This window comes from Peristeroidobacter agariperforans (assembly GCF_004138335.1).
GTDB lineage: Bacteria > Pseudomonadota > Gammaproteobacteria > Steroidobacterales > Steroidobacteraceae > Steroidobacter > Steroidobacter agariperforans.
Map to the genome: position 1 here is coordinate 2,599,845 of NZ_RYFW01000001.1, position 11,560 is coordinate 2,611,404.

General features: G+C 61.8%; 7 protein-coding genes. 5 read left to right on the forward strand and 2 right to left on the reverse strand.

The window, feature by feature from the left end; all coding sequences use genetic code 11:
* Positions 1-44 precede the first annotated feature (44 nt).
* From EK373_RS11320 to EK373_RS11330, 3 genes are all read left to right on the forward strand, one after another.
* A complete protein-coding gene (locus EK373_RS11320; RefSeq protein ID WP_129642756.1) occupies positions 45-3,554 on the forward strand; it encodes an urea carboxylase in 3,510 nt (1,169 codons plus the stop codon).
* A gap of 232 nt (positions 3,555-3,786) precedes the next feature.
* On the forward strand, positions 3,787-4,653 hold the full coding sequence (locus tag EK373_RS11325; protein ID WP_129642757.1) for a hypothetical protein: 867 nt from the start codon (positions 3,787-3,789) through the stop codon (positions 4,651-4,653).
* A gap of 83 nt (positions 4,654-4,736) precedes the next feature.
* Positions 4,737-6,368 carry a 3-(methylthio)propionyl-CoA ligase gene (locus tag EK373_RS11330; RefSeq protein ID WP_129643625.1) on the forward strand — a complete coding sequence of 544 codons (1,632 nt, stop codon included), beginning with the start codon at positions 4,737-4,739 and terminating at the stop codon, positions 6,366-6,368.
* A gap of 47 nt (positions 6,369-6,415) precedes the next feature.
* Here EK373_RS11330 and EK373_RS11335 read toward each other — a convergent pair whose 3' ends face one another.
* Positions 6,416-7,558: an OmpA family protein gene (locus EK373_RS11335; RefSeq protein WP_129642758.1), complete on the reverse strand. Its 1,143-nt coding sequence runs from the start codon at positions 7,556-7,558 to the stop codon at positions 6,416-6,418.
* A 168-nt stretch (positions 7,559-7,726) separates the two neighbouring features.
* Between EK373_RS11335 and EK373_RS11340 the strand changes: the two genes are divergently transcribed.
* Both EK373_RS11340 and EK373_RS11345 read left to right on the forward strand, forming a co-directional pair.
* The gene (locus EK373_RS11340) at positions 7,727-8,473 is read left to right on the forward strand and encodes a helix-turn-helix domain-containing protein (RefSeq protein WP_269813423.1); all 747 of its coding nucleotides are present in this window, start codon (positions 7,727-7,729) and stop codon (positions 8,471-8,473) included.
* 150 nt (positions 8,474-8,623) lie between these two features.
* Positions 8,624-11,143, forward strand: coding sequence for a glycogen/starch/alpha-glucan phosphorylase (locus EK373_RS11345; protein ID WP_129642760.1), 2,520 nt, complete (start codon positions 8,624-8,626; stop codon positions 11,141-11,143).
* On the opposite strand, the gene EK373_RS11350 is transcribed toward EK373_RS11345, so the two are convergent.
* Positions 11,133-11,558, reverse strand: a complete 426-nt coding sequence (locus tag EK373_RS11350) for an MAPEG family protein (RefSeq protein ID WP_157994324.1) — start codon at positions 11,556-11,558, stop codon at positions 11,133-11,135. The genes EK373_RS11345 and EK373_RS11350 overlap by 11 nt on opposite strands.
* Positions 11,559-11,560: the final 2 nt, after the last annotated feature.

An 11,560-nucleotide genomic window follows, 5' to 3' on the forward strand; every position in this document is an offset into this window, starting at 1 on the left:
GCACAGGGCAGCCCGGCGCCGCCGGGCGGGTCGAAGGCGTTATCATGTTCGACAAAGTGCTGATCGCGAATCGTGGCGCGATTGCTTGCAGGATCGTTCGTACCCTGCGGCGGCTGGGCATTCGCTCGGTGGCCATCTACTCCGAGGCAGATCGTCATTCGATGCACGTTGCGATGGCCGACGAAGCCATTCACATCGGCGCGGCGCCGGCTGCCGAAAGTTATCTCCAGCAGGATCGCATCATCACCGCCGCTCGCGAGTCCGGCGCTCAGGCGATCCACCCGGGCTACGGATTCTTGAGCGAGAACGCGGCGTTCGCGGAAAAGTGTGAAGCCGCGGGGATCGTTTTCGTCGGGCCGAGCGCCCAGCAGATGCGAAGCTTCGGACTCAAGCACACGGCCCGCGAGCTGGCTCAAGCGCAGGAAGTGCCGCTGCTGCCCGGTAGTGGGTTGTTGAGGAACGCCGAACACGCTGTTCTGGAGGCTGCTGCTATCGGCTATCCCGTGATGTTGAAGAGCACTGCGGGCGGCGGTGGCATCGGCATGCAGCTGTGTCGTAGTGCCGAGGAGTTGGCTGCCGCCTATCACACGGTAGAGCGCTTGGCCGCAAGCAACTTCAGTCAGGGCGGCGTGTTCATCGAGAAGTTCGTCGAGCAGGCGCGCCATATCGAAGTGCAGATCTTCGGCGACGGTTGCGGCAATGTCGTGGCGCTCGGCGAAAGAGATTGCTCGGTACAGCGACGCAATCAGAAGGTCATCGAAGAAGCGCCCGCGCCGCGGCTCGACGATCGGACACGACTGCACCTATTTGCGTGCGCCGAACGCCTCGGTCGGAGCGTCGGATACAAATCGGCCGGCACCGTCGAATTCGTGTACGACGACGCGAGTGGCCAGTTCTACTTTCTCGAGGTGAATACGCGCTTGCAGGTCGAGCACGGCGTCACCGAGCAGGTCACTGGAGTCGATCTCGTTGAATGGATGCTGGGGGTCGCCGCCGGTGAGCCGCCGGACCTGATTGGCGATCGGGTGCAATCGCGCGGTCATTCCATCCAGGTTCGCGTGTATGCGGAGGATCCGTCGCATCAGTTTCGTCCGTCGAGTGGCCTGCTGTCACATGTGCGATGGCCGGACGGCGTCAGGGTCGATCATTGGGTCGAGACGGGCACGGAAGTGCCGGCGCACTACGATCCTATGCTCGCGAAGATCATTTCTCACGGGTCGGATCGCGAGGAGGCGCTGCAGAAGCTGCAGGATGCGCTAAAGGCTGCGCAGTTGTATGGCATCGAGACGAACCTCGCGTACCTGCGGCACGTGATTGCAGATGAGGTGTTTCGCGAGGGGCGGCAGACGACGCGCTTTCTCGCTCGATTCGAATATCGGCCCACGACGGTGGAAGTCATTCAGGCGGGCACGCACACGAGCATTCAAGAGTTTCCGGGTCGCGTGGGTTATTGGGATATCGGCGTGCCGCCCTCGGGGCCCATGGATGACCTCGCGTTTCGGCTCGCGAATGAGCTGGTTGGGAATACCGGATCTTCTGCGGGCCTGGAACTGACGGTCAGCGGACCGACGCTGAAGTTCAACGCAGCGGCGGTGATTGCGCTAGGTGGCGCGCAGATGCAGGCGGAGTTGAATGGCGAGCCCCTGCCGTACTGGACCGCAGTCAACGTCGCTGCCGGTAGCGTGTTGAAGATGCGCTCCATTCAAGGCGCTGGGCAGCGCACGTATCTTGCCGTGCGTGGCGGATTCGATGTGCCGACCTATATGGGCAGCCGGGCCACCTTCACGCTCGGCCAGTTCGGCGGCCACGCCGGTCGCGCGCTCCGCGCCGGCGATACGTTACGGCTGCACGAGAACGTTGAGTTGACGGCGGTTGGTGCTTCGTTACCACCGTCGCGCATACCCGCCTATTCGAACGCGTGGACGATCGACGTGATGTCCGGTCCGCATGGGGCGCCTGACTTCTTTACCGATCAGGACATTCAGACCTTCTTCGCCGCCGAATGGGAAGTGCACTACAACTCCAGCCGCACCGGCGTGCGCCTGATTGGGCCCAGGCCCACTTGGGCACGGGCTGATGGCGGCGAGGCGGGGCTGCATCCTTCGAACATTCACGACAACGCGTATGCTATCGGCGCAATCGACTTCACCGGCGACATGCCAGTGATCCTCGGACCGGACGGGCCGAGCCTCGGCGGATTTGTCTGTCCGGCGACGATCATCAGCAGCGAGTTGTGGAAGGTTGGTCAGCTGCGGCCCGGCGACAAGGTCAGATTCAGATGCGTGGGCTCGACCACGCCTGTTCTTTACACTCACCCTGGGTCGACCACCGGAATACCCGCTGTCTGCTACCGCCAGGCTGGCGACAACTACTTGCTGGTCGAGTATGGCCCGCTCGCACTCGATCTCGAGCTGCGCTTCCGGGTGCATGCCTTGATGGACTGGCTGCAGCGGCAGCGAATTCGCGGGGTGCTCGAACTGACGCCGGGGATCCGCTCACTGCAGGTCCACTTCGACAGTCGCGTCATCTCACAGCGCGCGTTGTCGGACGTTTTGCTTTGCGCAGAAGATGAACTGCCCGCGGTCGACGACATCGAGGTGCCGAGCCGCATCGTTCACCTGCCACTCTCCTGGGACGATCCTGCAACGCGCGTCGCCATCGACAAATATGTGCAGTCGGTGAGAAAGGACGCACCCTGGTGTCCGAGCAACATCGAGTTCATTCGTCGCGTGAATGGGCTCGAATCCATCGATGACGTTCGGCGCATCGTTTTCGATGCCAGCTATCTCGTGATGGGGCTGGGCGATGTTTATCTCGGTGCGCCAGTCGCGACCCCGCTCGACCCCCGGCATCGTCTCGTCACGACCAAATACAACCCGGCGCGTACCTGGACGCCGGAGAACGCCGTCGGCATCGGCGGCGCTTACTTGTGCGTGTATGGGATGGAGGGGCCGGGCGGATATCAGTTCGTGGGGCGCACGGTGCAGATGTGGAATCGTCACCGGCAAACCCGGGATTTCAAGGACGGCAAACAATGGCTGCTGCGCTTCTTCGATCAACTGCGGTTCTATCCGGTGTCGGCGGACGAGCTGTTACAGATGCGGGAGGACTTCCCTCGCGGCAAGTTCCAGCTGCGCGTGGAAGAGAGCATGCTGAGGTTGCGCGAGTATCGGCAGTTCCTGGCCGACAACCACGACTCGATCGGTGCGTTCAAAGCTCGACAGCAAGCGGCGTTTGAAGCCGAAAGAGAGCGCTGGCGCGCGAGCGGCCAGCTCACCTTCGACACAGAACCTGCCGTGATCAACGAATCCAGCGCACAGGCCGTGCCTGCCGGCTGCGAGGCGATCACCTCGCCGGTCACCGGCAGCGTTTGGAAACAATCGCTCGCCGTGGGCCAACGGATCGATGCTGGCGATGAGTTGCTGGTCATCGAAGCCATGAAAATGGAGATTCCGATCATCGCCGATCAATCAGGCGAGATCGTCGAAATCCGCAGCGCCGCCGGCCGCGCGGTCTCGGCAGGGGAGGTGCTCGTTGCGATCAAGCCGATCTGAGCTGGGGCATTGCTCGAGCTCATCCGACATAACGCAGGCTTAGCTGAACGAGCACGCTGAACAGCTCGCATCCGTACGAGCTCCCCGTCCGAAACTGCCAACTGTTTGGCAGAGCTGCAAAGTGTGACGCAGTACAGTCCTGCTGCAGACCAGACATAAGGAAGGGCTTCGCGCGCTTCCGCAGGTTCGGTGGAAGGGCGCAAGACAGTGGCTTCAACGTCAAGGGACTTCGATGGATGTTTCTGAGACCATTCTGGCGGCCATGATCGGTGCACTGGCAACCGTTGCCACCGCCTTGTTTCAGCTGTTCAGCAGCTTCAAACAGCAACGTAGCAGCAAGGTCGACGTGCGGCCGAAGAAGCGCTCCGCGCTGCGGTCGGTTCTGGCGGTACTCGCGTTGATGGTTGCCTCCGGGGCCGGCGGATTTCTCTACTCCGAGTTCATCAAAGAGCGCGCGTCTGAAGATATGCGCGCCATGCGTGGCGAGCTGAAGGAGCTGCGCTCATTGATTGCAGCCGAGCGCGAGGCCGCGCGCACTGAAGCGTCAGCTGCACTCGAGGCTCCTGCTATGGATCACAGTGCAGTGACGTTGCCGGCGTCGATGGACAGCGTCGCCGACAGTGTGGAGTCTGTTGTCTATGTTCCTGCCTGTCGCGCAGGTGGTGTGACCAACGCTTGCAACGAGCAGGAAGCTCAACGCATTGCTCTGTGTGGAACGATACCGGCGTACGCTCGTGTCGATCGCATCCAGTTGTTCGCGCAGCCGGATGCTATGCAGTACCCCTGGGACAAACATCAGGTTACGTTCGAGCAGGATCTCGGTGGCGCACGCTTCACTGGCAACTCGTTCGAGTATGCGCAGGGCGAGGATCTGAAGGCCGTGTGCGTGAATTTCATGCAGTGGAGCAGCGAGCATCCGCATATCGCGCGGATCGTCGTCGAGTTCGGCTTCGGGAATGCGCCGACTCCGATCGAGCCTGCGCCGATGACCGTGCCAGTGCAGATGACGCCGACGCAGGTGCCGGCGGTTATTGCCGCTGAGTCGTTGCCGGCAGTGGCGACGCCTGCGGCGTTCACGGGCGCCGGTGCCGCTCAGTGATACTTTTTTAACCGGAAAGTTCACCCTGGCGATATTTGTGGTATCTCTTTAGATACTACATGAGCATCGTTCGGGGGACGGTCATGTTCGGACAGATGATGGACCGGCCGCTGCTGATCAGCGGCATCGCGCGCCATGCAGAATTGCAGCACCCTCGGCGGGAGATCGTTTCGATCACCGCCGACAATCCCCGCCACCGGTATACATATCGGGATGCGTTCGCGCGCTCCCGGAAGCTCGCCAATGCGCTGAGTCGACTCGGCCTGCAGCAGGGCGATCGGGTGGCGACGCTGGCCTGGAACGATTATCGGCACTTCGAGATCTACTACGCCGTGTCCGGCTCGGGCTTCGTCTGTCACACCATCAACCCGCGCCTGTTCGAAGATCAGATCGTCTTCATCGTCAATCATGCCGAGGACCGCTGGTTGTTCCTCGATCCTGTGTTCGTGCCGCTGGTCGAGAAGCTGCAGTCGCGGCTGCCCAAGCTCGAAGGCTGTATCGTCATGACCGACGATGCCCACATGCCGCAGACTCAGCTGCCTCGCGCTCGCAGTTATGAGTCTTTCATCGCCGCCGAGAGCGACAGCTTCGAGTGGCCCGAGTTCGACGAGCGGACTGCGAGCTCGCTGTGCTACACGTCGGGCACGACCGGCGATCCGAAAGGCGTGCTCTACAGTCATCGCTCGACCGTTCTGCATTGCTACGCCTCGGCGATGCCGGATGCGATGTCGCTATCGGCGCACGAGGTGGTGATGCCGGTCGTGCCGATGTTTCATGTGAATGCGTGGGGCCTGCCGTATTCGTGCGCGATGGTGGGAGCCAAGCTGGTTTTTCCGGGCGCGAAGATGGGCGATGCGGAGACGTTGCAATCGCTCATCGAAGCAGAGCAAGTGACCTTCTCGGCCGGCGTGCCGACGGTGTGGCAGGGGCTGATTGCGTACCTGGAGAAGACGGGCAAGCGCATCGATAGCCTCACTCATGTATTGAGCGGCGGCTCGGCGGTGCCGCTCGCGCTGATCGATCAACTGAGAGAACGCCACGAGGTGGAAGTCGTGCAGGCCTGGGGCATGACCGAGACCAGTCCCATCGGCACGATTCGCTCGCTGTCGCCCGAGGCGAGCAGCTTGCCCGAAGAGCGTCGCGCTGCCTTGCGGGCTCGACAAGGCCGCACCGTGTTCGGCGTCGAGCTCAAAGTGGCGGGCGACGATGGCAAGGAAGTGCCACGCGACGGCAAGACCTTCGGCGCGCTGAAGGTGCGCGGCTGGTGGGTTGCCGGCGGCTACTACAAGCGCAGCGGCGACGATGTGTTCGAGAGCGATGGCTGGTTCAACACCGGCGATGTCGCGACCATTTGCCCATTGGGCTATCTGCAGATCACGGATCGCACCAAGGACGTGATCAAGTCGGGCGGTGAGTGGATCAGCTCGATCGAGCTGGAGAATCTCGCGGTCGCGCATCCGGCCGTGGCGCAGGCGGCCGCCATCGCGATTCCACATCCGAAGTGGCAGGAGCGGCCGTTGCTGGTCGCGGTGCTCAAGCCGGGGGCGTCGGTGACTGCGGAAGAGCTCTTGCAGTTCTTCGCGGGCAAGGTCGCGAAGTGGTGCATCCCGGATGACGTGGTGTTCGTCGAGAAGCTGCCGCTGACGGCGACGGGCAAGCTCAGCAAGTTACAACTGCGACAGCAGTTCGTGGGTTACCAGTTTCCAACGGCATGAAAAAGCGCCTCCCCGGACGGGGAGGCGCTGTGGTCTCACAAGAAACGTTATTGCTCGACCTTGCCCTGGCCTTTCACGTCCACGTCGCCTGGATTGTTGATTACGTACATCACCACGCGGCGATTCAACGCGCGACCTTCTTCGGTCTTGTTGTCAGCGATCGGCTGCGATTCGCCGTAGCCTTTCGATACCAGGCCGCCGGCGGGCACGCCCTGGTCCAGCAGATACGTGCGGACCGAGTCAGCGCGTTGCTGTGACAGCTTCAGGTTGTATGCATCCGAGCCCGCGCTGTCCGTGTGGCCCTGCAGCTCGATGCTCAGCTTCGGATATTTCTTCAGATCCGCAGCCACGGCGTCGAGAGCGGTGCGCGACTCCGGCTTCAGCTTCGCCGAGTTGTACTCGAACGTCACGCCTTCCAGCGTGATCGAGCCCTTGCGCGTGCAGCCGTACGCGTCGACGGCAACGCCAGGAGGTGTATCCGGGCACTTGTCGACGTTGTCCAGCACGCCGTCCTTGTCCTGATCGCCCGGAGGCGGCGGGGGCGGCGGCGGAGGCGGCGGCGGCGGCGGAGCGGGCGGCGGGGCCTCAACCGGTTTCGGTGGCGGCGCGCCGAAAGAGAACTGGAAGCCGAGCAGGCCGAGATAGTCACGCAGATGCCCTTCGGCGCCAGCGTCATCCCAGCGTGCCTTCAGCTCAGGACGCAATGAGAAGGTGCGCGAGCCGTCGCTGCTCTCCCAGGCTTTGATGAACATGCCGACGCCGACTTGCGACATGAAGTCCGTTGCGTCACCGCCGTTGCTCTTCGGCCGATCGTTCTGTGCGATGCCGAGGCCGGCGGTCAGGAACGGTTGCACGACACCGCCGCGATTCATCACGCCCAGCAGGTCGATCGAGCCGCCATACAGGCTCAGATCGCTGCGACCGGGGCCGCCGCCGATCTGCGAGCCGTTGAGATTGAACTCGGCGTTCAAGCCTTGATTGACGACCTTGCCGACGGCCAGGCCGTACAACCAATCCTTGTCTTGCAGAGGCCGGTCGTTGTCGACGGAAATCCCGCCGATTTGCGGAGTGATGTACCAGTGGCCGACATCGTCAGCCGCGGCAATCGCCGGCGCGGCGATGACGAGCATAGGCACGGACCAGCGCAATGCCGGCCTTGCCATCGCACGTAACGCGTGAAACACCTTCATATCGATTCCTCTTGTTTGTTCGACTTGCCTGCACACCGTCGTTGGACCGGATATGCCGACGGGGCGACACCTTAGCGGCCTGAGCGTGTCGAACAAGCTTTGAAAACCGAAGTACCGGATTACGGTACCCTAGGCACTGCGGTATTGGCTCTGTCGGGATTTGTTGCAGTGAATGAGACCAAGAACTTACTGGGAACTTTGAAGCGTTGCTTGCGCGCGCGTGGTATGACGTACCACAAACTTGGGCGCGCACTGGGGCTGAGCGAATCGTCGGTGAAACGTTTGTTCTCCGATGAATCTTTTACATTGGTGAGATTGGAGCGCGTGTGCGCCGCCATCGATATGAGTGTCGCCGATTTGGTACGCATGGCGGCCGGCACGCGCGAAGCGCAGACCTTCAGTCTGTCGCTGGAGCAGGAGCGCACTTTGGCAAGCGATGCATCGTTGCTCGCCTTGTTTTATTTGCTGTTGAATGGCAGGTCGGTGGAAGCGGCCGAGCGCCGGCTCGGTCTGAACGCTCGCGTCATGCGAATGCTGCTGGACCGGCTCGTCGAAGCGCAGCTCATCGATATCGACGTGAAGCGCAGGATTCGCCTGCACGCGCGCCTGCCGATTGCGTGGCGCCCGGATGGGCCGGTGCGTAAGTTATATGAGCGCCAGGTGCGAGCGGAGTTTCTGCAGGGGCCGTTCACCGGCAGCAGCGAGGCACTGTCGTTTCATTCGGCGGAGCTGTCGCCGGCGTCGGTGCGCATCCTGCTCAAGAAGATCGACAAGCTGGCGGCGGATTTTGCCGACCTCGCCGCACTCGACGTGCAATTGCCGGCGCGTGACAAGACCAGCGTAGCGCTGCTGCTGGCATGCCGGCCGTGGGTGTTCTCCATGTTCTCCGCGTATCGCGCCAAGGCGGCGGCTTAGGCTGCACTCAAAAGAGGCGGGTGGACGGACGCGCTGATAGAACGCGGTGCGTACGTTGCCGTCGGCGCCCGCTGACTGCGAATACCGACAGCTGTCCAGCCACGCACGATATTTGCACGATGCACAACGTCTGCAGACCCAGGAATTGCTATGGCGACTTCAATGAAGCCGGTGGAAAACGAAGCGTACGAGGACGAGCGCACGGCGCTCACCAAGGAGGCGTTCAAGCGCGCCTTCCTGGACAATCTGTTTTACGTGCAAGGCAAGTTTCCTGCGCTCGCTACTCAGAACGACTACTACCAGGCGCTGGCCTGTGCGGTGCGCGATCGGCTGTTGCAGCGCTGGATCAGCACGGCGGCGGCATACACCAAACAGGGCTCGCGCACCGTCGCATACTTTTCGGCCGAGTTTCTGATGGGGCCGCACCTGGGCAACAATCTCATCAATCTCGGTATTTACGCACAGGTCAGAGAAGCGATCGCCGAGCTGGGCCTGGATTTCGATACCTTGTTGAGTCAGGAAGAAGAGCCGGGATTGGGCAATGGCGGCCTCGGGCGCCTCGCCGCCTGTTTCATCGACTCGCTGGCGACGCTGGAAATACCGTCGCTGGGCTATGGCATTCGTTATGAGTTCGGCATTTTCCATCAGGAGATCGTCGACGGCTGGCAGATGGAGCGCACCGACAAGTGGCTGCGTTTCGGCAATCCTTGGGAGATCCTGCGGCCGGAGTGGGCGGTCGAGGTGCGGCTCGGCGGCCACACCGAACAGTATCGCGACGAGCACGAGCGGCTGCGCATTCGCTGGGTGCCGGGCAAGGTCGTCGTCGGTGTGCCGTATGACACCCCGATTCTCGGCTATCGAAACAACACCGCGAATACCTTGCGGCTGTGGAAGGCCGAGGCGCCGGAGTCGTTCGATTTCTCTACTTTCAATCGCGGCGACTACGGTGGCGCGGTCCGGCAAAAGGTCTGGTCCGAGACGTTGAGCAAGGTGCTCTATCCGAACGACGAGCAGATCCAGGGCAAGACGTTACGGTTGGAGCAGCAGTACTTCTTCGTGTCCGCTTCCTTGCAGGACATGATGCGGATCATGCGCGTGCAGAAGCTGCCGCTCGAGCGCTTCCACGAAAAGTTCGCCGTGCAGCTCAACGACACGCATCCGGCAATCGCGGTCGCCGAGCTGATGCGACTACTGGTGGACGATCACGTGATGCCTTGGAATCAGGCCTGGGACATTACCTGCAAGACCTTCTCATACACCAACCACACGTTGTTGCCGGAAGCGCTGGAGTGCTGGCCGCTCGAACTGTTCAAGTCGGTGCTGCCGCGGCATCTGGACATCATCTACGAGATCAACGCGCGCTTTCTCGATGAGGTGCGCATCCGCTTCTTCGGCGACGAGTCGCGCCTCGTGCGGCTGTCACTGATCGATGAGCACGGCGAACGCTATGTGCGCATGGCGCACCTCGCGTGCGTCGGCAGTCACACGATCAACGGCGTGGCCGAGCTGCACTCCGAGCTGCTCAAGCACGATGTGCTCAAAGATTTCTACGAAATGTGGCCGCACAAGTTCAGCAACAAGACCAACGGTGTGACGCCGCGTCGCTGGATGGCGCTGAGCAATCCGCGCTTGACCAGCCTGATCACTGACGCCATCGGCGATTCCTGGGTCAAGAATCTGGATCAGCTGATCAGGCTCGAGCCGCTGGCGGACGATGCGTCCTTCCGGCAGCGCTGGCGTGAGATCAAGCAGGCCAACAAGGTCGATTTCGCGGCGTTCGTGAAGGAGCGCAATGGCATCGCGATCGATCCGCAGTCGCTGTTCGACGTGCAGGTCAAACGCATTCACGAATACAAGCGCCAGCACTTGAACATCCTGCACGTCATTGCCTTGTATCACCGACTGCGCTCGGATCCGAATGCCGACATGCAGCCGCGCACATTCATTTTCGGCGGCAAAGCAGCGCCGGCGTATCACATCGCCAAGCTCATCATCAAACTGATCAATTCCGTGGCGGACGTGGTCAATCGCGATCCGGCGGTCAACGATCGACTCAAAGTGGTATTCCTGCCGAACTTCAATGTCACCAACGGGCAGCGCGTCTATCCAGCGGCGGAGCTGTCCGAGCAGATCTCCACTGCGGGCAAGGAAGCCTCGGGCACGGGCAACATGAAGTTCTCCATGAACGGGGCTTTGACCATCGGCACGATGGACGGCGCCAACATCGAGATCCGCCAGGAGGTGGGCGCCGAGAACTTCTTCCTCTTCGGTTTGACGGCAGAGCAGGTCGCGCACACCAAGGCTCGTGGCTATCGGCCGCTGGAGCAGATGACGCCCGAGTTGCAGGAGGCGATCTCGCTGATCAACAGCGGCTTCTTCTCGCGAGGCGACACGGAGTTGTTCCGTGCTCTGACCGATGGGCTGCTCTGGCACGACCCTTACCTGGTGTTCGCGGACTTCGAGTCGTATTCCGAGTGTCAGCTGCAGGTGAGCAACGCGTATCGAGACATCGATCGCTGGACGCGCATGTCTGTCTTGAACGCTGCGCGCAGCGGCAAGTTCTCTTCCGATCGAACGATTCGAGAGTATGGCGCCGATATCTGGCGCGCGCCGTCCGTGCCGGTCCGCTTATTGTCTCAACAGGACGTGAAGGTCGGCTTCATGCAGTGAGCAGCCGCACGGCGAACAGCAGCCACATCGCGTACAGCACGATGCTGCTGGCGAAGAACAACTGAAAGCGTCGGATGACCTTGTTACTGGTGAGGTGCACGTACGTGTGCGCCGTCCGCAGCACGACGTATCCCCAGGCGCCTGCCAGCAACAAGAGGTTGGTGAGCCGGGTGATCGCGAGAAAGCCGCACAGTGCATAGAACAGCACCGGCACTTCGAACAGGTTGCGGAAGTGGTCCGAGGCCGCCACGTTCTGCAGCGTCTCGTGCGCGGCCTTGGCGGTCGCCAGTTGCTGCGGATGAATCCGACGGGCGCGGATCTCGGCGATGCGGTCTTGATATAACTTTATGAAGACCAGGCCCGTCAGCAGCGCGAGGGCGGTGGGTGGCAACAGAATCGCGTATTGAATCTGCACGG